Source organism: Paenibacillus sp. FSL R7-0273 (genome assembly GCF_000758625.1).
Classification (GTDB): domain Bacteria; phylum Bacillota; class Bacilli; order Paenibacillales; family Paenibacillaceae; genus Paenibacillus_AQ.
The window spans coordinates 1,312,751-1,336,028 of the sequence record NZ_CP009283.1 but is presented as its reverse complement, the minus strand read 5'-3'; the positions used below and the strand labels follow the sequence as shown (position 1 = coordinate 1,336,028).

Sequence of the window (23,278 nt, the reverse complement as noted above, 5' to 3'; positions counted from 1 at the left end):
CGGTTTACAATCAACCGGCGCAGCGCACCCTTCTTTTATTTGCCGGTCAGACAACCCGTCCGCCTGGTCTTCCGGCTAAAACTCCGCTCCGCGCACCTTGGCATACACTTTACTGTCATGCAGTTCCCCGTCAAAGCCGCGCATGCCGAGCCGCAGAATACGCCGGAATCAGAGGCACTTTTGCCCTTCATTTCGCCCATTCTGCCAACTCCGCCGGAATCAGAGGCACTTTTGCCTTTGATTTCGCCCATTCCGCCGATTGCGCCGGAATCAAGGGCACTTTTGCCCTTCATTTCGTCCATTCCGCCAACTCCGCCGGAATCAGAGGCATATTTGCCTTTCCTTTCGCTCATTCCGCCGCCTGCGCCGGAATCAAAGTCACTTTTGCCTTTCCTTTCGCCCATTCCGCCAACTCCGCCGGAATCAGAGGCACTCCCCTTTCTTCCAACCATTCAGCCGTCCAGCCCGACTCTACACCCGCTCCAGTGCAAGCCTCATCCCCGTAACGGCCAGAGTAACGCCCTCCGGCAAAATGTAGTCCTTGCGGATGTCCACATCATGCGACATGTGCGTATAAATGGTGCGGGCCGGCTGGACCGTCTTCAGCAGCTCCGCTGCTTCCGTCATATCATACACAGAGCGGGTGGACAGCTCGGCGGCTTCATAATAGAAGCTGGTACCAAGCACCAGCAGATCGGCTCCAAGCATGGGTTCGGTCTCCTCCGGTCCGAGTGAGATGGAGTCGGAGCAATATATCCATGTATACTCAGCCTTTTCCAGCTTGTACGCGTAAGAATAGCCGTTCTTGCCATGGTTCACCCGCCAGGTGCTGATCTGCCAGCCATCCAGCTCAATCCCGTCATCGCAGGGAATCATGTCTATGTGTCCGCTCAGCCACGGGTATTGCCGCTGAATGATCGGGATTACTTCAGCCGGAGCATACAGCTCTCCACGGTGACCCATCCAGCGGCAGGCATCCGTCCATTCCGGCAGTCCGCCGATATGGTCAAAATGAGCATGGGTTATCAGCAGCCTGCGCATGCTGCGCAGCCCCTGCAGCTCCATCTGCCGCCGCCAGTCCGGCCCGCAGTCAATCGCAAAAAAATCACTGCCGTTATCTATAAGCACGGATGAGCGCAGCCGGGCATTCATCCCGCCCGTTCTCGCCTCCATACAATTCTCACAGTTGCAGTACACCCGGGGTACGCCCATCGCGTCGCCTGTCCCCAAAAACACCAACGTATCCATTCGCCCTCGCTCCTCCAGTTCAAACAGCTAAGATTAGTAATCCTCATTATAGTACATATCACTGTTCATCTCATCCAGTCTCTCCACTCCGCCCCGTTTTCTGCATCAAAAAAAGCCGCCCTCCAGCTCTGGAGGAACGGCCCCACTTACCTTCATTCTTGCTTCCTCACCACAGACAGCCCAGCCGCTAAATCCCCGCCAGCACCTGATACCAGATGCCCCGCTTGGAATACAGCGTCTCCCGGACCTCCGTCCAGCCGCCGAGATAATCGATGCCGAACAGTCCGGCAGGAACCGGATACCGGCTCTCGTTGGCTGCATACACCTGCTCGTTTACCGGACGGAAGCCGTGCTCGGCAAATACCTCCTGCGCGGCAGGTGTCGACAGATAATCGACCAGCGCTTCGGCAGCTTCACGAGTGCCCCGCTCATCTACATATTTGTCTACAACAGCAGCCGGATTTTCAATCAGAATCGTATCCTTAGGAATGATGACTTCATACTTCACACCCTTGGCAATCCGCGCCAGCAGCTCATTTTCATACGTAACGATGACATCCCCTACGCCGTATTCAAAGGCAGCCATGGAGGCCCGCCCGCTTTTATCCAAGGATTCGACATTGGCGTGTACCTGCTCCAAAAAAGCTTTTGCAGCCGCAGGATCCTTCACCCCGGTTTGCTCCTCGGACATCTTCAGGCCGGCTCCATAAATTGCGTTGATATCCCACTGCGCTCCGCCGGAGGTCTTGGGGTTGGGGTAGAGCACCTTCACATCCGGCTTTGCCAAGTCGGTGAAGTCTTTAATCCCCTTCGGATTCCCTTCACGCGTCCCCAGTGCTACCACTGAACGGGTAATCATGCCGTCCGCGCCGTGCTCCTTCCAGGTGTCCGCGACCAGCCCGGCTTTGACCAGCTTCTCGATATCTCCTTCAAGCGCCAGCAGAGTCACATCCGCTTCAAATCCCCCGGCAATCGCTCTCGCCTGCGTACCCGAGGCTTCATAAGACTCCTGGAAGACAATGGTCTGCCCGGTTTTGGCCTTCCAGTCCGCTGCGAACAAGGGCAGAATGTCGCCCATTGCATCCTTGACCACGCTGTAAGCTCCAACTACCAGGGTCAAATCGCCCTGCTGGGGAGCCGCTTCACCTTCTGCCGTTTCCTTACCGTCTCCGCAGCCGGCCAGAGCCAGTGCGAGCAATGCCAGCATCAGGGCTGCCAGCCATCCGTGCAGTTGTCTGCTCCTTTTGTGAACCCTCATACCGGCACACATCCTTTACTTAGATAAACACAGGCATCGGATCTTCCTTCAGCCCGTTCTCCTGAATCCAGCTGCGCTCGTCATTGAACAGGTAGGCGCGATGGACCAGAACAGAAATTTCCTGGCCTGGCGCAAGGGTTTCCTTTTCAAGCGAACGGTACGTTACCAGCTTATGCCCATTCACCTCTACCTCTACCAGCCACTCGCTGCCGCGGAAATGCAGATGCTTCACGATGCCCTGCTCAGTAGCCGAAGCCATTTTGAACTCATTCAGATGGCCTACCTCAATATACTCAGGACGGATCAGCGCCTTGGTCGGCTTACCGCCGCCCGCATTCTTGAAGCCCTTGAGCTCGCTCGCACTCTCAATCAGCGTCGATTCACCGATAAAGGTTGCCACAAACGGCGTCTTAGGCTCTTTGTAGATATCCCATGGGGTGCCCTTCTGCTCCAGACGCCCCTGATTAATAATCATAATCTCATCGGCCACCTCGATTGCCTCATCCTGGTCATGCGTGACGAAGATTGAGGTGATGCCGACACGTTCAATCAGCTCGCGCAGCCAGGAACGCAGCTCCTGGCGGATCTTCGCGTCAATCGCAGCAAACGGCTCATCCAGCAGCAGCAGCTGCGGCTCAGGCGCAAGCGCCCGGGCAAAAGCCACCCGCTGGCGCTGTCCGCCGGACAGCTGGTGCGGATAACGCTTCTCGAATCCCTTGAGTCCGGTAAGCTCAACCAGCTCAGTAACCCGGTCACGGATTGCATTCTTATTCGCTTTCTTAACCTTCAGTCCAAAAGCGATATTCTCATAGACAGTCATGTGCTTAAAGAGCGCATAGTTCTGGAACACAAAGCCGATTTCGCGCTCCTGCGGCGGGAGGTTGTTGACCGTTTTGCCATGAAAAATAATTTCACCGCTATCCGGTGTTTCCAGTCCTGCCAGCATGCGCAGAATCGAGGTTTTGCCGCCGCCGCTTGGGCCGAGCAGGCCGATCAGATGACCCTTGGTAATCCCGAAATTAACGTCCTTCACGGCGTGAAAATCTCCAAAGTGCTTATTTAGTCCCCGAACCTCTACATGCATCCCTAATGCACACCCTTTCGTCTCTTACTCCATTCCATCATCAGCAGCAGACCGGCGGAGAAAGCTGCCAGTACCAGGGCCACACCGCCCGCTGCCGTTACATTAAAGTTCTCTACATCCTGGTAGACCAGCGTAGTTGCGGTCTGTGTTTTATTCATAATGTTACCCGATACAACAAGCACGGCTCCGAATTCCCCCAGTGAGCGGGCCACCGTCAGGATTACGCCATAGATGACTGCCCAGCGGATCGAGGGCCAGGTCACCTTCCAAAAGGTTGTCCAGCCGTACGCTCCGAGCGTCGAAGCGGCCTCCTCCTGCTGTGAACCGATCTCCTGCAGCACCGGCATCACCTCACGCACCATCAGCGGGAAGGTCACAAATAGTGTGGCAATGACCATTCCGGGAAAAGCATAAACGATATTGACTCCAATCTGTTCAAAAAGCGCACCCAGCGCGCTGTCCGGACCAAGCAGCAAAACGATCATCAGCCCGCCGATTACCGGTGACACGGCATACGGCAGATCGACAATGCTGTTCAACAGCCCCTTTAGCCGTTTGCCCAGCCAGTTGGCCCGCACCAGATACAATGCCAGCATAATGCCGAACAAGGTATTCAGCAGCGTAACCACCACAACCACGAACCCGGTCATCATCAGCGCATGCAGTGCCTCCGGCCGCGACAGTGAAGCCCAAAAACCGCTGAACCCGTCGCTGAACGCCTCCGTCGCCATTTTACCCAGCGGAGCGGCAATCAGCAGAATGAAAACAAGATAAGTAAGAATAATCCATAGTTTTCTCATGCTCTTCTCCCCCGCATCTGCAGCAAATTAATCAGCCAGAGGATGAGGAAGGACAAGGTCAGCAGAATGACTGACACTGCGGCTGCACCGACCGGATTATCACTTTCTACTTCACCGAAAATAAAAACCGAGGACACCAGTGTCCGTCCCGGAATGTTACCGGCTACCAGCACGACTGCACCGAATTCCGCCAGCGCGCGAGAGAAGGCCAGCATTCCTCCGCTGATCATTCCCGGGGCCATAGAGGGCAGAATCACCTGACGGAATACCCGGCTGCTCTTGGCGCCCATTGTATAGGCGGCCTCCTCCTCGGAAGGATCAAGCTCCTCCAGCAGCGGCTGCACCGCCCGGATGACAAAGGGGAACGTTACAAAGATCATAGCAATCACAATAGCCGGCTGATGAAAAACAATCTCGAAGCCGAGCCTCTCCGCCAGTCCGCCAATCAGGCTGCCCGGACCGAGCAGCAGCAGAATCATCAATCCCCCGACCGCTGTCGGCAGGGCAAAAGGCAGGTCAACCAGACTGTTCAGCAGCGCCTTGCCGGGGAACCGGTAGCGGATCAGTACCCAGGCAATCATCGTGCCCAGCAGGACATTAATGACCGTAGCAATGACCGCCAGCTTAAGCGTTAGCAATACGGATTTCCAGGCAATCGGGTCGCTTACAGCTTCGATAAAGGTGCTGAAGCCCAGCGAAAAGGAATTGTAATATACGCCGAGTATCGGCAAAACAATCAGCACCACAAAATACAGCAGAATCGTTGTGCGGAATCCCCAGGTCCAGCCCTTGTGTCTAAGCAGCGAATTCAAGTTAGAAGTCCCCCCACCTCCGGATATCCGGTCGGTATAGTAGCCATTACGCCCATAATTATTCCTATTAATATACTTGGTATTATAATTATCACTACTTTACCAAAGCCGCCTGTGTCCGTCAATTACTTTCGTTCAATTTGGGGTAAACTATAGTATATTTTATTTATAGTACAGGGAGGGGATAGTATTATGTTACATACCATCGAAATTTCAACCAGCAAACGGGACGAGCTGCGTGATATTACCCGTGAAGTGATTTCCTGTGTAAAAAAAAGCGGGGTGCAAAATGGCATAGCTGTAGTCTACTGTCCGCATACGACAGCAGGAATTGCCATTAACGAAAATGCTGATCCGGATGTGAAGCACGATGTGCTGATGAGGCTGGATGAGGTGTATCCCTGGGAGCATCCGAAATACCGCCATGGAGAAGGTAATACCGCCTCCCATCTGAAATCGATAACTACAGGTCCCTCCCAAAGCATCATCATCCACGGGGGCTCGCTGCTGCTCGGACGCTGGCAGGGCATTTATTTCTGTGAGTTCGACGGGCCAAGGCACCGCCAATATTATGTAAAGATTATTGAGGGATAATATTTATTGTCAAAAAAAGCCCATAGACAGGCTCCGCCATTTCCTGGCGGAGCCTCTTCTATAGATTCTATAGCTCCTATAACACTTTCACTATGCAAAGTTATACCAATGCACAGCTCTAAAGCGCGGAGCCCTAAAAATACGTAAACTACAAGCTGCGGCTGAGCACCTTAATATGCGTAAGAGCAGCCTGCTTAACATCATCAAAAGATACTTTATCCTGAATATAATAAGAAATAAAGCCATGGGCTGATAAGAACAATGTCAGCGGTACACTCTGCCAATCCTCGGAAACATATCCTTCTTCCTTCATATGCCGGCGGACAATACCTGCGAATAATTCAAAACATCGCCCCTGTTCTGCCCGGCAATAAGCCAGAAGCTCTTCATCCCGGATCATGAACATGATCTCATACTGATGCGGATGATCGAGTCCAAACCGGATAAATTCCATGACCAGCTGCTCCACCCGGGTCATGCCAGGTTCAGGCGGATTATTCATTGCTTGATTGAGCAGACCCGCCACATGATTGAAATCTTCAACCATAATGGCATAGAACAGCTCTGCTTTTTCCTTGAAATGATAATAGAGCGAGCCATGGCTGTATCCCAGATGCTGTCCTATGCTGCGCATTGAGATTGCACGGTATCCTTTAGTGATAAACAGATGCCTGGCCGCCTCCAGAATCCTCTCCCTAGACAACTCCCGCTCCACTGCTCTTCTTGCCATAATCTATTCCCCTTCGCTGTAGTAAAGCCGCCGCCCTTCTGTAACCAGCGCTTGCCCCTGGGTAAGATCCGTTATCCATGCTACAAAAGCGTCACCTTCATCATTCCGCGGCAGGCACAGCAGCGTCACTGTATCTGTAAAAGAGGTTTCGCCGGTCTTGGTGCCCTTGGAACGCAGCTCGTTCTCAACCTTACCCAGCCACGTATAATCAAGCTGCACGAAGACTTCGCGTCTCAGCACCCGGGTAACCACTTCACCAGCCTCAAGCGCCAGTACAGCGCCGTCAGCATAAGCCCGGATGAGTCCGCCTGCCCCCAGCATGATGCCTCCGAAATAACGGGTTACGACAATTGCGACATTTTTAACTTGTTGGTTGCGGATTACTTCCAAAATCGGTTTCCCGGCCGTTCCACTCGGTTCCCCGTCATCTGACTGTCTTTGAATCTCATCTCTTTCGCCAATCATGTAAGCAGAGCAGTTATGCGTGGCATTGCGGTGCTGCTTCTTGATGTCTTCAATAAATTGCATAGCCTCTTCTTCATTGTCCACCGGCATGACATGGCCGATGAAACGCGACTTACGAATTACGACTTCCCGGGATCCGGGAGAACGCACCGTCCGATATTGTTCCAGCATCCTTATTCCATTCCTTACTTAGTCTTGGGATAACTATATAATTTAGGAGCAGCCCCGGTATGGATAACCTATGGACTGCTCCCAGTTACTTCTAATGTATGAATGATCTGTGATGTACGATGATACTATTCTGTAAGTCTGGATTCCAGTTCGGCTTTTTCTTTCTCGTAGCCCGGTTTACCCAGCAGCGCGAACATGTTCTTCTTGTATGCTTCCACGCCCGGCTGGTCAAACGGATTAACGCCAAGCAGGTATCCGCTGATACCGCAGGCTTTTTCAAAGAAGTAAACCAGATAACCGAAAGTATATGGAGTTTGATCAGGGATGGTCACGATCAGGTTCGGCACTTGTCCGTCTGTGTGCGCCAGCAGCGTTCCCTGGAAAGCCTTCTTGTTAACAAAGTCCACTGTTTCACCGGCAAGGAAGTTCAGGCCGTCAAGATCGTCAGCATCGCTTTCGAGTGTGATGTGGTGACGAACCTGCTCAACCTGGATAACTGTTTCGAAAATGTTGCGGTTACCCTCCTGAATGAACTGGCCCATGGAGTGAAGGTCGGTGGAGAAATCAACGGAAGAAGGATAGATTCCTTTGTAATCCTTGCCTTCGCTTTCGCCGTACAGCTGCTTCCACCATTCGGATACGAAGTGCAGGGACGGTTCGTAGTTAACGAGAATTTCTGTTGTCTTGCCTTTGCGGTACAGGGCGTTGCGCACTGCAGCATATTGATAGCTTTGGTTGGTTGCTACATCCGGATTGTTGAATTCATCCGCTGCGGCTGCGGCTCCCTGCATCATTTCTTCAATGTTAATGCCTGCTACAGCAATCGGCAGAAGGCCTACAGGTGTCAGTACGGAATAACGTCCGCCTACATCATCAGGAATGATGAACGACTCATAGCCTTCTTCAGTAGCCAGCTTCTTGAGGGCGCCCTTCTCCTTGTCTGTAGTAGCGTAGATGCGCTTGCGCGCTTCTTCCTTGCCGTATTTCTTCTCCAGTGCTGCACGGAAAATACGGAAGGCGATTGCCGGTTCAGTGGTTGTTCCGGATTTGGAAATTACGTTAACGGAGAAGTCCTTGCCTTCAACCAAATCGAGCAGGTGTGTGATGTATGTAGAGCTGATGTTATTACCTGCGAAGTATACCTCAGGAGTCTTGCGCTGTTCCTTAGGCAGGTTATTGTGGAAGGAATGCGTAAGTGCTTCAATAGCAGCACGTGCTCCCAGATAAGAACCGCCGATACCGATAACAATCAGAACATCGGAATCACTCTGGATCTTCTTGGCTGCCTCTTGAATGCGGGCGAACTCTTCCTTGTCATATGCGGTCGGGAGATCAATCCAGCCCAGGTAATCGGAGCCGGCCCCAGTTTTGTTATGCAGTTGCTCATGGGCTAGTTTAATCGGAGCAGCAAAGTAGTCAACTTCATGCTGGTTAAGGAAGGACAGGGCTTTGCTGTAGTCAAAATTAATCTTCTTGGACATCGGTTATGGTAACCTCCTGTTTATCTCTTTGGATTTGACACGGTTTGTTACAACTTTATAATCTAGGATACTTTAATTTGCCTTGACTGGCAAGGTCTTAGGGCACATCCCGGGCTTTTGGCACAAGTTTTCGAAAGTTACATGAAAGCGCTTGCCCGATATACATGACAGGCGATCCGGTGGAACAACCCCAAGCGCCGTGATAGAATGAAGAAAAAAGAGTGAAGGCGGAGATGGAATGAAACAGATCGGCTTTATCGGACTCGGAACGATGGGCGCGCCCATGGCGGCAAATCTGCTGAAAGGCGGATACCAGGTTACGGTATACAACCGTACGGCAGAGAAATGCAAGCCCCTGGAGGATGCAGGTGCAGCGGTTGCAGCTACCCCGCAGGCAGCAGCGCAGGACAAGGATGTTATTATTACCATGATCAGCAATGATGATTCGATCCGGGAGGTTTTTTATGGAGATAACGGCATTCTGGCCGCCCTCAAGCCCGGAGCCGTCATTATTGATTCCAGTACCATTTCCCCCGGACTGGTTAAAGAGATCGCTGCTGCTGTAGAGGAACGCGGCGGCAGCTTCCTCGATGCACCGGTAACAGGCAGTAAGCCTGCAGCCATCGAAGGAACGCTAGTGTTCATGGTCGGCGGTGATGCCAAGGTCATTGAAGCACATCGGGATCTCTTTGATACCATGGGCCGCCTGCTGCTTCATATGGGCGGGAACGGCAGCGGCGCTGTAGCCAAGCTGGCCCATAATTCTATGGTCGGCATTCATAATGTTGCCCTCGCAGAAGGCTTCTCCATTGCTGTAAAGAACGGCGTACCGGCAGACAAGTTCCTGGAGCTTGTCCAGAACGGCTCCGCAGGCAGCAAGCAGGCTGAGCTGAAAGGGCGCAAGATCATTGAAGATGACTTCAGCAACCAGTTCTCGCTGGCTCTTATGCTTAAGGACTTGAAGCTTGCTTCCGTACTCAGCGACTCCACCGGGGTCCCTGCACCTATGCTGGGACTGGCCAAGAGCATGTTCCAGGCGGGTTACACCCAAGGCTACGGTGACGAGGATCTGTCAGCTGTAGTGAAAACCTACGAAGCATGGATCGGCCGCAAAATCGGGGCAGATAATACTGCCCAGGAATAAGCTATAGTACAGATTTATTTTTAATAAAAAGGTGTTCCTCTCAGCCGTAATCTGGTTGTGGAACACCTTTTTTGCGCACGCGGCAAATCAGCATTAGCTATAAAAGGTCTATATTTCCGGGCTGCTCACCGGCTCAACCACGATTTCTCCTGTACCTTCGTTTTCAATTGCTGCTCCCTGCCCCTCTTCCACTACAGGCCACTGCAGCTCTGCCGTTCGACCATCGATCCACCAGCTTCCGCCCGGCGTCAGGGCCAGCAGCCAGTTCCCCCATCTGCCTGACACCTGAACGGTCTGCGGCTCCAGGAACGTTACTTTAGGAGCATAGGTATCCGGATATTTATATACCGGAACACTCACCTTGAGCTCCGCAGCTGCTGCAATCTCCTCCACCACCGCCAGCTTTCCGGGAGAAGCTTGTATCCAGCCGGTGCCTTCTTCAGCCTGTACCTGATACCAGTCACCCTTTTTGGCGGTCACATGCAGTCTTTGCGGCTGGATGCTGACACCTCCGGACAACGCTCCTATTTTGGAGTAGAGCTTGGTTTCAGCCAACACGTCCATAGACTGCTGGAGATACTGGACCTTCTGCTTATTCAGCCATAAGGAATGGGACTGCAGTGCCGAATAAAGCCCCACTCCCCGGTTATCATTCCATACGCTCCCGAACTGGCTTAAAGGAACATTGCTCTCACCGGCATATCTGGCAATTTCAATGGTAAGGCCGGGGCGGCCAAACTCCTGGATGAACCAGTCCTTATACCCTCCGCCGGAAGGATTTTTCTCAGGAGATACAAGAGAATATCCGGTCATACGGCTAAGTGTCCGGGCTATCACCTGATCCCTGGCTACATTGCTGCTGAGGGTATTAAAATGCCAGAATATGATTTCTCCGGAGCTATGATAGGAAATCGTCATCTCCGGATCAATCCGGTAGGTGAAATCCATCATCAGCTGCACCTCCGGCGCCTGTGCAGGTCTTTGGCCCTTATAATTCTGGTACCACGGGTATGAACCTGCATTTCTGATCGCACTCCAGTTCGCCGGATACTGGCGGTTGAGGTCGATGCCCTGCATGTTTGCCTTCCAGCGGGTAAAGTTGGTACTGTTGCCGTTGTAACGCCGCAGAGTCTGGGCCAGCTCCGGTGTAAGGCCTGCCGTCCCCTGCTGGGACAACGCCACCCCGTCAGGATTCACCATTGGAACTATCCAAATGCTCACTTCATCCAAAAGCCGGCGCACGCTGTACTCTGAGATGGTTGTATTGTTAACATAGGCCTGGGCGTATGTATCAATCATTTTCATTAATACGGTCGTTGTCATCCATTCTCTGGCATGATGGGAGCCGTTCAGGAACAGTACCGCGTCTCCTCTGCCCAGCTTCACAGCCCATAGCTGCCGTCCATAGGCGCTCTGCCCCAATGTTTCCATAGACACCAGGTCCGGATAGGCCTTTACTAACCGTTCAATATCTCTTTGCATAATCGTATAGGAATATACCTGATTGGCATTCACAATATTAGCTGAGGCCTCTGCTGGTGTTATTAGCATAACTAAGGCCAGCAGTACACAAGTCCAAAAGCCCAGCAGGACCTTATGTAACCGTCTGAACATCCATGATTGTTTCATTCTCCGCCTCCCACTATTCTATCGACTCTAGCAGCTAGTGGAAGTATATGAGAATGTTGCTACCCCGTCAATATTTATGGGCATTTCTGTCCTCGGCTCATAAAGATGCCCGCCGGGCAGGTATCCGGCACAGTATGCAAGAATTTATTAATCTATAGTATGACCCATAATATTCCAAGGAGGATAAAACAAGATGCTTACCATATCATTTGCCAATCCACAGGATGCTGCCAGGCTGGCCGATGTCCAGAAGCGTACGTTTGATGACGATGCCAGGCTCTATCAGAATAAAGAAGAAGACGGCCCTCCCGGCTACGACTCCGCAGACTGGCAGACTGAGCAGATGAATAACGCCCATTACTATAAGCTTACGGCAGAGGATAACATCATTGGAGGCATGATTATATTCCCGTCCCCTGCGGCTGGAGAATGTCACCTGGGCCGTATTTTTATTGATCCGCTGCATCAGAACCAAGGCTACGGGCAAGAATCATTCCGCTTCCTGTTTCAGACCTATCCCGCTGCCCGTAAATGGACGCTGGACACCCCTTCCTGGGCGCTCAGAAACCACTACTTCTATGAAAAGCTCGGCTTCGTACGTACGGGAAAAGTAACAGATGAGGTAGACGGTGAATTCATTATCGAGTATGAGCGGGTCAGGTAAGCATACCGTTCCCGGCTCTGCTTAACCATTCCTTTACCATAGCTCCTAAAAGCTCCTCCTGCTCCATATGCAGATTGTGCCCTGCACGGTCCAGGACAGCGAAAGAGGCGTGGGGGTATAAATCCAGCAGCCTCCAGGCATCCTTGTATCCGGTCATGGAATCCTGTCTTCCGGTCAGGATCAGGCTCGGTTTAAGAAAGGGCTCCATCCTGTCTGCATCAAAGCTGAACGGATACTTGCCTGCTGCCTTGATCCGCTCCATGAAGCCGTCATCTGCCAGTTGCAAGGCACTCACAATCTCGCGGTTAAAACGCTCCCAAGCAGTCCTGGTCTGCACTACAGCAATAGATGTGAATTCATCCCGTTCTGCTTCACTTAATTCCTCAAGCAGTTCCTTGTCATAGACTGCAGCCTGATGCTGCGGCAGCTCTCTGTCGCGCATCTCTGCAATAACACAAGGACATAAAAGAAACACACCGTCGATTAAATCTGCATAGTTTCTGAGCAGCCCTCTTGCAAGATAGCCTCCGTACGACTGGCCGACCAGCAGAAAACGTTCACCGGGAAGCAGCGCCTCAATCATCATCTCCACGGCACGCAGCATATCGTCTGAAGACCGTATCCAGTCCGCCGCCGGAGTTCGCCCCATCCCCGGTAAATCCACATAGATCCGCCGGTACTGCTGGCCTGATGTGAATAACGGCTCCAGGCACCCCATCATCATCCGGTGGTCCGGCCCGTTTCCATGTAGAATCAGAATGGGCTGCCCTTCCCCGGCTTCCTCATAGTTAAACGTTATGTAATCATTCGAGTACAGCAAAGCGATCAGCTCCCTGAAGTAAAAGTAATATGTAATTGAAATAATAGTTGTTCCGACAAAAAAACAAGAACATTAGTTCTTGTTCAATATACCAAATACCATTATTTTGTACAAGGCTTATTTTCTGCGCCTCTGCTCCCCATAAAAAAGAAGCCCTGCAATTAAGCAGAGCTTCCTTCCATAGACCAAATAAAATTACAGGTTCGGGTAAGAACAGCAATAATCAGTTAATGCGAATACTTCCAGCGCAAACTTGGAGTTGCCGGGAACGTGGAACGTTTCGGCTCCTTTAATTTCTTTCCAGACGTCGGTACCGGGAAGCAATACCTTCAGATCTCCGGATAGAATCTCCATGGTTTCCGGGCCTTCTGTACCGAATTCATATACACCCGGCAGCATGATGCCAAGCGTTACCTTGGTGCCGTTCTCCAAAATCACGGTGCGGCTGGTAACTTTTCCATCGTAATAAATGTTGGCTGCTTTTTGAACTGTTGCGTTGGTAAACTGACTCATGCTTATTCTCCCCTTTATATTTATTCCGTCTATTATAGCAGGGCTTTAACGCGGCTGACTACATTTTCTACTGTAAAGCCGTATTCTTTCATTACGATATCGCCAGGTGCGGAAGCACCGAAGGTAGTGATACCGAGAATGTCGCCCTGATCGCCTGTGTAACGTTCCCAGCCGAAGGTCTGTGCCATTTCGACTGCAAGACGGGCTTTAACTTCAGGAAGGATAACAGAATCACGGTAAGCCTTATCCTGCTTCTCGAACAGATCCCAGCTTGGCAGGCTGATTACACGCACGTCGATGCCTTCTTCAGCCAGTGCTGCCTGTGCTTTTACAGCGAGCTGTACTTCAGAACCGGTGGCAATAATCTGTGCCTGCGGAGTACCGTTCTTCGCATCGGAGACAACATAACCGCCGCGCTTGATGTTCTCACGCACGCCTTCAACCGTTCCTGCAAGGATCGGCAGATTCTGGCGGGTAAGCACCAGTGCTACCGGATTAGCAGTATTTTCAAGCGCATAAGCCCAAGCTGCAGAGGTTTCGTTAGCATCAGCCGGACGGATTACAGTCAGCCCCGGGATAATACGCAGGGAAGCCAATTGCTCAATTGGTTCATGGGTAGGACCGTCTTCGCCGACAGCGATACTGTCATGAGTGAGAACATAGGTTACCGGCAGCTTCATGATGGAAGCCAGACGGACAGCCGGACGCAGGTAGTCGGTGAATACGAAGAACGTTCCGCCGAATACTTTGAGGCCGCTGTGCAGGGCAATTCCGTTCATAGCTGCAGCCATACCGAATTCGCGTACGCCGAAGTAGATATTACGGCCGTCATAGGCTTCGGATGTGAACTGGGTCAAGCCTTTCAGGTGAGTCATTGTGGAGCTCTCAAGGTCAGCAGAACCGCCCACCAGCTGCGGAACTCCGGCTGCCAGTGCGTTCAGTGCATTACCGGAAGCTACGCGGGTGGACACGGCTTTGTCTTCTGCTGTGAAGAACGGAAGCTGTGCATCCCAGCCTTCTGGAAGTCCGCCGCTGATTGCTGTTTCGAACTGTGCTGCCAGCTCAGGATATGCTTCTTTGTAAGCTGCAAATTTCTCGTCCCATGCTTTATTCGCGGCAATTCCTTTTTCCTTCACTTCAGCAAAACGTGCACGAACTTCATCCGGTACAAAGAAATCCTCTTCATATACCCATTTGTAGAAGTCTTTAGTCAGCTTCGCTTCGTCAGCGCCCAGCGGGGAGCCGTGCGTACCGCCATGGCCGCCTTTACCCTGCTTGTTCGGGCTTCCGTAGCCGATAACCGTTTTAACTTCGATCAGAGTCGGTTTGCTTGTGTCTGCCTGTGCATCAGCAATAGCCTGTCCCAGTGCCGGAAGATCGTTACCGTCCTCAACGCGCAGAACCTGCCAGCCGTAAGCTTCAAAACGCTGTGCAACATTCTCAGAGAATGCCAGATTCAGCTTGCCGTCAAGCGAAATATCATTTGAATCGTACATTACAATCAGCTTGCCCAGCTTGAGGTGTCCGGCCAGGGAGGCGGATTCGGAGGAAATACCCTCCATCAGGTCGCCGTCGCCGCAGATTGCGTACGTATAGTGGTCGATTACATCGTGATTGTCTTTATTATAAGTAGCAGCCAGCTGAGCTTCAGCCATTGCCATACCTACTGCCATACCGATACCTTGTCCCAGCGGACCGGTAGTCGCATCAACACCTGCAGTGTGACCAACTTCAGGATGGCCTGGAGTCAGGCTGCCCCATTGGCGGAACTGCTTCAATTCTTCCATCGGCAGGTCATAGCCGCTAAGGTGCAGCAGGCTGTACAGCAGCATGGAGCCGTGTCCGGCAGACAATACAAAACGGTCACGGTTAACCCATGTAGGGTGATCCGGATTGTGGTTCATTGTTTTGGCAAACAGTTGGTAACCCATCGGTGCGGAACCCATCGGCATACCCGGGTGACCGGAATTGGCTTTTTCAATAGCGTCGATAGCCAATGTACGGATCGTAGTAATCGCCAGGTTGTCCACCGTCGAATTTTCTTCCTTATGGATCGCTTGCTCTTTTGCCTGCTCAGTCATTAAAATAATCCTCCTCTAAATCAAGAATGTCATTTTGACTATTATTGTATCACTAATGCGGAAGCATTACCAATTGTTTTTGTAAACACAGGATTTGAACAGCTTATTTTTTACCAGATAAAATCAGCTTTATGCATCAGCTCCCCGCGCGGTATACTGGTCCAAAGACCAGGTACTTAGCCTTTAGTCCAGTTTCAGGTTAAGACTAAAGTTTGTTTCCCGCAGCCGGATTATGCAGTAAGATGAAGTTACCTAACGAGGAATTTTACCGGATTATCCATAACTTCCAGCAGAAAGGAATATTGAGCATGAATGCACGCAAAAATATCTATATCGTACTGTCCGGAACCGGCACTGCCTTCAGCGGCCTGATCAAATGGTTCACCAAAGCCGAACTGAATCATGCCTCGATTGCCTTTGACAGCGGGCTGCAGGAGGTTTACAGCTTTGGGCGGAAAAAAGTGCATAACCCGTTCGTGGCTGGTCTTATCCGCGAGAATTTTGAGCATCCTTTTTACAGCACGGCAGATTGCGCAATTTATGAGATGAATGTAAGCCAGGAGGAATATGACACCATGTATAACCATGTCCTGGGTATGATGGTGAATCAGGGACGCTATAAATACCATCTGCTGGGTCTGATCGGAGTACTGCTGAACGTGAGGTTTGACCGGGAGGATGCTTATTTCTGCTCCCATTTTGTCGCTTCCGTCTGTGAAGAGGCTGCATGCCGTCCCGTAGCCAAGCCGTCGTGCTTTGTTACACCGGAGGATTTCGCAGAATCGCTGTGTGCCAACAAAATATACAGCGGCAAGCTGGCCTATTATATGCATCTCACACATGGCAACACCTACATAAGTCCACCCAAGATTCCGGCGGCTGCTGCTTCCTTAAATACACGCAGACTGCTGCTGGCAGAAGAACGGGCCGAGGGGATCGTCTAACGATCAGCCCTCCGCCCGTTTTTTTACTTTTAAGCCTAGTCCGGTTTATTTAATCCGGTGGCTCTGGAAATATTCCTGCCAATCGCCCTGAATGGTCACCGTCACTGTGTCTGTTTTCTTGTTAAACGCATTTTTGGCTGTAAAGGTAAAAGTGACCGGCCCGTCCGGCAGTCTTTCAAATGAGGAATCGTAGAGCTCTCCGTCCCAGCTCGTTTTGCTGCTGTCGGCGGGAATAAGCAAGGTATGGTAACCTCCAGTCATCGTAACCTCAATTGAATCAGGCAGCCCGGTTGCATTGGCCTGAAGCACAAAGCTCTCCCCTGCCCAAAACACGCTGTAGCCCCTCGGACTCTCTGCTGTTCCGCTCTTTTTGACATTGTAAGCCTGACGGTTAGCATTCCATTCCGGAGTATGGCGTACTGCACCTTGCACTGTCAGCAGGTTGACCATAAAATACTTCCGCTGAGATACAGCGCTCCAGTCAAAACCATCGTAAACATCAACCTCTACTGCATACTTCTCGTTTTCTATGAGCGCTCCAGCCGGGACCTGCCACTGTTTGGCACTTGATGCCTGATCTCCGGATTGTACTTTGATCGCTCCGGTGGCTAAGTTAATGATACGTACTCTGTAGCGCTGCTGCAGGTCCCCATCATCGTCCCCGAAATCCCACTTGATGATTGGGGTAAGCGTGCTGACCACCGTCGGGCTGCTTGAGCTGGTACTGGTCGGGTAGGATATGTTCACTTTCGGAATCCGGTTAATAACGGTTATCGTCTGTGATAGCTCCCGGTAAAGGCCTAGGGAATCCGTTACAACCTGTCGCAGGGTGAACGCACCATTTGTCGCGAACTGCTTGGAGAAGTCACTTTGTGCGCTGGCCAATCCTTCTGTGCCTCCTGCAGGCTTCAGGTAATACTTGTAACTGAGAGAGTCTCCATTCACGATATCCGCGTCTGTAGCCGTTCCCTTGATGTTGAGTATATCTGTCCGGTAAATCGGTTCAAGAGCAGCGTTTACTCCCCTATCCGTCACTAAGGTAAATCCAGGTTGCGGCGGATTGTCGATGATGAACGTCTTTTCGTTTGAAATCTGTGACCAGGATAATTTAGCGTAAGCCCGTCCATACACCGTGAAATATTTGAATCGCTCAAAGGTAAGGTTAGGCACTTGATACTGCCGGAGAAATCCGCTAGGGTCTGCATTTTCTACAGTTTTCACCAGATCTCCATCCGATCCGTAAAATTCCAACCTGTATTTTTCCTGAGGATCATTCTCCGGATCGCTGTATGTCCACTGTACCAGCGGATCTCCTGCCAACTGCGCATCAATGATTGTAGGACTGGCCACTGTTCCTATTGGTGCGGTGAGTGTCATTGATGGAGCTTGATTTTGGGTTACAGATACTTTTAGTGTGGCAATGTTACTCTTGTCGTCAATCTGGTCCACTGCCCAATGTTCCAGCGTATAGACTCCAAAGTCATCAAAAATGATATTGATGTCTTTGGTCTGGTACAGCGAAATCCTGCTGCTGCTATCCGTAACTCTCCAATAATACCGCAGGCTGGCTTGATCCGATGTGTCTTCATCGAAATCTGCGGATCTGTAGGTTTTGGTATCATACTGATAGGCTGAAGAGTCACCGGAAATAGAGGCTGCCGGAACATGATTCTTGACAGTGAACATTTGCGTGGCATATGAAGTCAGGCTGCCATCCGATACGTTCAGCCGCATTTCCCAGCCGTCTGAAATCGCTTCTTTGTCTGATATGCCACTTTGCGAAAGCATGTTTTTAATTGTAACGGATTGGTCCCGGTTACTTCCCGTCCAGTAATAGTTTCCGGCATTTAACTTGGTATACCAGCCGTAGGTCAGACCATCACCATCCTGATCCGGATCTGGGGTCAAGTTATTGGGCTTAATAACCGTATCCCGATACACTTCATTAGGCATCGTGAAGCTCGCAATAGGCGGATGGTTAATCACTTGTACAAATTGCGTATAGACGTTAGACCATAAACCGCGGTTATCATGCACCTGTAGGTTGATTTGATAATTCCCCACTCCAAAGGCTGCAATATTAGGCGGTACGGTTGGGCCTCCATAGCTGGACCAAACGGTATTCCAGCCGTCTTTAACGACAGACCAGCTGTAGATATCCAGTGGATCATTATCGGGATCAAATGATTTGTCTGTAATGGTGGCCGATTTCCGGTAAGACACACTGTTATGATCTACCATAAACATGGCAACTGGCGGAAGATTACTTGGACTTCCCACAGTTTGGTTCGTCCAGTCTGACCATACCCCTAATCCGGATGGACCATCAATATCTCTTACCCGCAGCCGTATTTCATACGCGTCATTTGTAGGCAGCTGAGCTGGGGGCTGCCCTTCGATCCATGTTTCTTGTCCACTCGCCCGATATTGCCACTGCCAGGTTGCAAGCCCTTTTGTTGGACTGGATACATGATCTAAATCATAGGAACTGTCTGTCAGCTGCAGGCTACCATTAACCAGCTTGGCCGTAAACAAGGCAAAGGGTTTACGGTGGATCATAAACGTCATGCTGGATAGGTTGTCTCGGCTCCATAGACGATAAGGATCAAACCGGTCATCGTAATTGGGGTTATCTCTTGCTTGATGCGTAGCTGTATACGCTCCGGAGTAGGGAAAGGAGGTATACATACTGTTGCGCCATAGTCCCGAATCCCAAATCATCCCCATTGTATTATCAAAGATACTTGGGTCATGATCATAGCGGAAGCGGTCTGCTGACTTCGGGTCATTTTCATAATCGGCATAGGATGTACCAATATCAATTTGCGTATTAATTAGGTAAAAGGCTTTGTTCCTTAGACGGTTCGTAACGGAAAAGGATGTGGATGCCTCTGCCTTCATGTTAAAGGGATCGACAACCTTAACGTTAACCGTATAATGTCCAGGTGGTATTCCTTCTGACATGACATCTATGGGTATAGAGAAATTTTTAGGTGAACCTGTATTAGCCAATGTGATTTTTTTGTAAAACACATTCGGAATTTCCGCAATTACATCCACTGTATCGTTATCTGGATCTTGTACGTACCCTTCCAGATGATACGTGCTCAGTCCGGCATCATTAATTATATTCTGTCCGGCCTGTGAGGTTAGGGTGAGATTCGGCTTCTTATTTGTCGTCAGCGGGATCGTTATCACATCTGATATTGTATATGTATGGTGAGCTGTTCCTCTAGCAAAGCCAGTATTTATTCCATACAGTTCACTTAAATTGACAGTAAGTTTTAAATAAGCCGGAACCGATTTGTTATAGTTTGGCAAAAGATACGCTGAATGTGGAACAATGGGTTTTCTACTATACGGATTCGTATAGGGCGGGGCACCGGGCCAATACACAATTTCTGGAGCGCCCATATCTTGGTTAACAATACTATTGAAGGTATTAGTCAAATTGTTCTCATATCCGGAGAGATTACCATTTGAAAACATGGATCCTCCCCAACCCGTTGACAATCCAGACAAAATATCTATAGAACCATCTTTATAGACTACTTCTAGACTCTGGCTCCACTCTGTGTAATATCCATGATAATATCTCTGATGGCTGAAGTCTTTTGGCTGTTGTCCCAGTTCCTCACGATACATCTCCCATCGTGTAGGTAAGTAGCTGTTACTGATATCCAAGGTAAGGAGATCCTGTACTTGATCCCATGTTACCTTAAACGAATTGCCTAAGAAATCTGCATACATGGTACTGGGATACCAATTGGGATCTCCCGCATAGCTTGCTGGTCTAGATTGCACATAGTTTCTCACAGGAATATTGTACTCGTTGTATTCAATAACCTCACCCGCAGCAGATACTCTTTCCATGTGCCAGCCAAAGGGCCAGGGCAAAAGAGTAAATATTAACACGAATACGATAATTCGCTTGATCCATATCTTCATACTGCATTCCTCTCTTCTACCATGACCAATCCACTTCCGGAGCACGGTTGTACACTTCAATCACACGTTCACTTAATGGCTGCTGCGGCACACTGGTATATGAGTCCGCTGATTTCCGGTCTGCTTGCGTCACCAGTTCTTCGATGGTCGGCTGATCAAACTCTTCAATTACAGTGAGCTTTATTTCATACCGCCCGACTTTCCCCAGCTGCAGATTAAATGCACTTTTGTTCTCATTAGAAAAGATCACCCAGGATTCATCTGTGAAATTCCCGTCATTGTTGGAGTCATACCGGTACTCCCAAATACGACGGCCTATGAAGTCAAAGTCCGGGGAAAATGACATATCTGTCAGTGCAGCACTTGCCATATTGCCTTGACCGGGGTCACGGTAAATCTTATTAGGCACAGAGATGTATACGACTGGCACTTCATCCGGTACAATCTCAAAAGTTGTACTTGTAGAATGGCTAAATCCGGCTGTATTGGTTACGGTAATAGTGGCTCGGTATGTCCCAGGTTTCTTAAAAAGAACATCTTTGGAGTTCATTCCTGATAGCGAGCCAAGGTACTTAATATCAGCTGCAGTACCTCCGGATACTGCGGAAATGGTCCACTGCGTTTTCGACTCGTCAATAGGGTAATGCTCCGGACTTCGGCTTCTACTGACCAACGTTACTTTCCGGTTCTCTTTCTTTGTGCCATCCACGAAAATCTCTGCTACAGGGGTTGGCTGAATGACATTGATTTGGGCACTGGTTGATCCGGTTAATCCGCCATTATCGGTTACCGTTAGCAGCACCGAATGCTCACCCAGCGCAGTTAGCGGATACCAGGTAAATCCGAACGCTCCATCAACCGGTTCCATGGTATTGGGAGCACTATAGTAATACTTTACAATCTTCCCATCAGGATCATAGGAATCCTTACCGTACATCAAAAATTCAGATCCGGCCTTTACTTCACCCGGGACGTCCAGTACTGCAACAGGTGGCTTATTGTTATTGACTGGCGGAGGTGAAAACACAGGAGCATCGGAGACTTCTACGGTTGCTTTCATCGTTTTTGAGAGTGATGAAATTGTTCCGCTCCCGGTCACTACTGGTTTAGAGAACCGAACCGTAACCGTAAGGGTATACTCTTGCTTGACATTACTGCCCCTACTCTTAGAAATAACAAAGTTATCAAAGGCTTGCGTACTGGTGAGGACCTTGTTGTAATCCTTCTTTGTCTTCACATCAGTAGATCCGGTTTCTTTGGCATAAAACACCCATTCTTCGATGTTAGATGAATTAATATAAGCCAATAGATCGCCTTTTACCTTCAAGGACACAGCAGTGTCCTTTCCCTCAAACTTTGCTGGATTCGGGGAGGGCTTAAGGACACTTACGCTGCCGTCGAGTGTAGGCTCAGTTGGCGGTGAGTAGTCGAAGGAAACCTTCCCACCATAGCTATAAGACGTCAGTTTTGCCGTTGCCTTATAATAATACGCTACCCAAGCAGAATAGAATCGGCCCTCAACATGCTGTGTAATTGGCATTGTTGCTGTCTCAGTAACATCTAACCAATCTTCATCCAAATCATCGATAGGAATTTTATAAGTAGTAACGATATTGCTATTGGGGAATTTAACTTCTTTTACATATGCAGATTTGTCCATAAGCTCAGTTTTAATTGTATTTGTAACTATGTATTGAGAATCAATTTTTTCACCTGCACTGGTATACCAGTAACGTCCAGCTGTAATTTGGTTTGATTTCGCGTTAACCATTGTAATTGGAACTCTCTTAGATGGCATCGCTGAATCCTCTGCGTTTTTATCTCTACTCTCCATACGGTCTGTGGTAGGATTATAATCGTTAATTTGCCACCTTCTACCATCTGAATAGCGCCATATTGAGTTTCCTATATTACTGTTGAAAGCAAGCCCATTTCCAGAATTATAACCATAAACGTCTATAGTCTTTGAATTGCTCACACCTTTTAAAGTAACTTTAATTTTCCCGTTTTCTAAAGCAATACTTCCAACCACTTCATTTGATCCAACATACTTTAAACTGGATGTTGATATGCTTGAGGATACTACGTTACTTGGAAGATCAAGTATAAAAGATTTTGCACTACCATCATTCCCTATTACACCTGTTGTAACTGGAATTGATACAGAGGTCGAATTTGCTGCTTCTACCGGAGCCATCGGTATGCTAATCGCCACTAAAAAAGCGACTAGCATATAGATGATAAATTTCTTCATTACTTTGCCTCCGTATCATTTACTATAGATTGGAGTTTTGACTCATTATTGAATTGCATTAAAATTCGGAAAAATTTAAAGTCTCCTTGATACAAATAAGCTTGGTAACTAGAAAGTGATTTTCCTGGTGCAATAGAATATGTGAATAGTGCTTTTTCATTGTTTTCCGTTTTTAATGCATACGGCATTGGGGTAAATGCTTCTCCCTTTGCCAGGGATGTATCAAAAAACAAACGCCATTTAGGGTTTAAGTCCTTATAATTCTTTTGGGCAACTTTTTGAGAGTTATTTTTAATTGTGACTTTAGTCCAAATGAAATATTTAGGATTTGAAATCGAACCTGCATTTTTCCCGTAATTATAAAGTTTCCTCAACGCCAAAGCATCTTTAGAGTTGTAATCATAAATCATAATCTTTTCAAGCGTATAGCTAAGCCCGCCTGCAGTAACCGTTACAGGCAGTTCCACATCTTTTTTAAGACCATATTTAAACAAATTATCTGTCATAACAGGAACCGGCTTAGCAGTGCTTACGGGTGCGGCAGCTGATGCTGTATTCTCCTGGAATCCGGCACCCAGAGTCAAGAATTGACTCACCAATAGCGCAGCTGCAGTTACTTTAAGAATTGTCTTCTTCAT

20 protein-coding genes are annotated in these 23,278 nt (G+C 49.5%); 4 read left to right on the top strand and 16 right to left on the bottom strand.

What is annotated here, in order from left to right; genetic code table 11:
• Positions 1–35 precede the first annotated feature (35 nt).
• The 6 genes from R70723_RS05800 to cysT form a co-directional block, all read right to left on the bottom strand.
• Positions 36–404, bottom strand: a complete 369-nt coding sequence (locus R70723_RS05800) for a hypothetical protein (protein WP_039870479.1) — start codon at positions 402–404, stop codon at positions 36–38.
• 67 nt (positions 405–471) lie between these two features.
• Positions 472–1,248: an MBL fold metallo-hydrolase gene (locus R70723_RS05795; protein WP_039870477.1), complete on the bottom strand. Its 777-nt coding sequence runs from the start codon at positions 1,246–1,248 to the stop codon at positions 472–474.
• Between the two features lie 187 nt (positions 1,249–1,435).
• A complete protein-coding gene (locus tag R70723_RS05790; protein ID WP_039870475.1) occupies positions 1,436–2,506 on the bottom strand; it encodes a sulfate ABC transporter substrate-binding protein in 1,071 nt (356 codons plus the stop codon).
• A 19-nt stretch (positions 2,507–2,525) separates the two neighbouring features.
• A complete protein-coding gene (locus R70723_RS05785) occupies positions 2,526–3,590 on the bottom strand; it encodes a sulfate/molybdate ABC transporter ATP-binding protein (protein WP_039870473.1) in 1,065 nt (354 codons plus the stop codon).
• Between the two features lie 2 nt (positions 3,591–3,592).
• Positions 3,593–4,390: a sulfate ABC transporter permease subunit gene (locus tag R70723_RS05780; RefSeq protein ID WP_039870472.1), complete on the bottom strand. Its 798-nt coding sequence runs from the start codon at positions 4,388–4,390 to the stop codon at positions 3,593–3,595.
• Positions 4,387–5,202: a sulfate ABC transporter permease subunit CysT gene (gene cysT / locus R70723_RS05775; protein ID WP_039870471.1), complete on the bottom strand. Its 816-nt coding sequence runs from the start codon at positions 5,200–5,202 to the stop codon at positions 4,387–4,389. The genes R70723_RS05780 and cysT overlap by 4 nt, the downstream gene beginning before the upstream one ends.
• A gap of 192 nt (positions 5,203–5,394) precedes the next feature.
• Here cysT and R70723_RS05770 point away from each other — a divergent pair, with 192 nt between their 5' ends.
• The gene (locus R70723_RS05770; protein WP_039870469.1) at positions 5,395–5,796 is read left to right on the top strand and encodes a secondary thiamine-phosphate synthase enzyme YjbQ; all 402 of its coding nucleotides are present in this window, start codon (positions 5,395–5,397) and stop codon (positions 5,794–5,796) included.
• A gap of 148 nt (positions 5,797–5,944) precedes the next feature.
• Here R70723_RS05770 and R70723_RS05765 read toward each other — a convergent pair whose 3' ends face one another.
• From R70723_RS05765 to R70723_RS05755, 3 genes are all read right to left on the bottom strand, one after another.
• A complete protein-coding gene (locus R70723_RS05765; protein WP_039870467.1) occupies positions 5,945–6,526 on the bottom strand; it encodes a TetR/AcrR family transcriptional regulator in 582 nt (193 codons plus the stop codon).
• Positions 6,527–6,529: 3 nt separating this feature from the next.
• Complete coding sequence (locus R70723_RS05760) at positions 6,530–7,162, bottom strand: YigZ family protein (RefSeq protein ID WP_039870465.1); 633 nt, start codon at positions 7,160–7,162, stop codon at positions 6,530–6,532.
• A gap of 125 nt (positions 7,163–7,287) precedes the next feature.
• Complete coding sequence (locus R70723_RS05755; protein WP_039870463.1) at positions 7,288–8,643, bottom strand: glucose-6-phosphate isomerase; 1,356 nt, start codon at positions 8,641–8,643, stop codon at positions 7,288–7,290.
• A gap of 238 nt (positions 8,644–8,881) precedes the next feature.
• On the opposite strand from R70723_RS05755, the gene R70723_RS05750 reads away from it, so the two are divergent.
• On the top strand, positions 8,882–9,787 hold the full coding sequence (locus R70723_RS05750; RefSeq protein ID WP_039870461.1) for an NAD(P)-dependent oxidoreductase: 906 nt from the start codon (positions 8,882–8,884) through the stop codon (positions 9,785–9,787).
• Between the two features lie 108 nt (positions 9,788–9,895).
• Here R70723_RS05750 and R70723_RS05745 read toward each other — a convergent pair whose 3' ends face one another.
• A complete protein-coding gene (locus R70723_RS05745) occupies positions 9,896–11,416 on the bottom strand; it encodes a M14 family metallopeptidase (protein WP_052421193.1) in 1,521 nt (506 codons plus the stop codon).
• 193 nt (positions 11,417–11,609) lie between these two features.
• Here R70723_RS05745 and R70723_RS05740 point away from each other — a divergent pair, with 193 nt between their 5' ends.
• On the top strand, positions 11,610–12,080 hold the full coding sequence (locus R70723_RS05740) for a GNAT family N-acetyltransferase (RefSeq protein WP_039870459.1): 471 nt from the start codon (positions 11,610–11,612) through the stop codon (positions 12,078–12,080).
• Here the strand turns inward: R70723_RS05740 and R70723_RS05735 are convergent.
• The 3 genes from R70723_RS05735 to tkt all read right to left on the bottom strand — a co-directional run bounded on the left by R70723_RS05735 (position 12,073) and on the right by tkt (position 15,494).
• Entirely contained in the window at positions 12,073–12,900 is an 828-nt protein-coding gene (locus tag R70723_RS05735) for an alpha/beta fold hydrolase (RefSeq protein WP_039870458.1), read from the bottom strand. The two genes, R70723_RS05740 and R70723_RS05735, sit on opposite strands and share 8 nt — an antisense overlap.
• A gap of 195 nt (positions 12,901–13,095) precedes the next feature.
• Positions 13,096–13,413: a pyrimidine/purine nucleoside phosphorylase gene (ppnP, locus tag R70723_RS05730; RefSeq protein ID WP_039870456.1), complete on the bottom strand. Its 318-nt coding sequence runs from the start codon at positions 13,411–13,413 to the stop codon at positions 13,096–13,098.
• A 32-nt stretch (positions 13,414–13,445) separates the two neighbouring features.
• Positions 13,446–15,494 (bottom strand): transketolase, encoded by a 2,049-nt coding sequence (gene tkt, locus R70723_RS05725; protein WP_039870454.1) that lies wholly within the window; start codon positions 15,492–15,494, stop codon positions 13,446–13,448.
• A gap of 308 nt (positions 15,495–15,802) precedes the next feature.
• Between tkt and R70723_RS05720 the strand changes: the two genes are divergently transcribed.
• Positions 15,803–16,438: a hypothetical protein gene (locus R70723_RS05720; RefSeq protein ID WP_179088079.1), complete on the top strand. Its 636-nt coding sequence runs from the start codon at positions 15,803–15,805 to the stop codon at positions 16,436–16,438.
• Between the two features lie 45 nt (positions 16,439–16,483).
• On the opposite strand, the gene R70723_RS05715 is transcribed toward R70723_RS05720, so the two are convergent.
• From R70723_RS05715 to R70723_RS05705, 3 genes are read right to left on the bottom strand one after another with little or no spacing between them, the layout of a single operon-like run.
• A complete protein-coding gene (locus R70723_RS05715) occupies positions 16,484–20,386 on the bottom strand; it encodes a glycoside hydrolase family 78 protein (RefSeq protein WP_144027131.1) in 3,903 nt (1,300 codons plus the stop codon).
• A 16-nt stretch (positions 20,387–20,402) separates the two neighbouring features.
• Complete coding sequence (locus R70723_RS05710; RefSeq protein ID WP_144027132.1) at positions 20,403–22,640, bottom strand: hypothetical protein; 2,238 nt, start codon at positions 22,638–22,640, stop codon at positions 20,403–20,405.
• Positions 22,640–23,278, bottom strand: a complete 639-nt coding sequence (locus R70723_RS05705) for a hypothetical protein (RefSeq protein ID WP_039870448.1) — start codon at positions 23,276–23,278, stop codon at positions 22,640–22,642. The genes R70723_RS05710 and R70723_RS05705 overlap by 1 nt, the downstream gene beginning before the upstream one ends.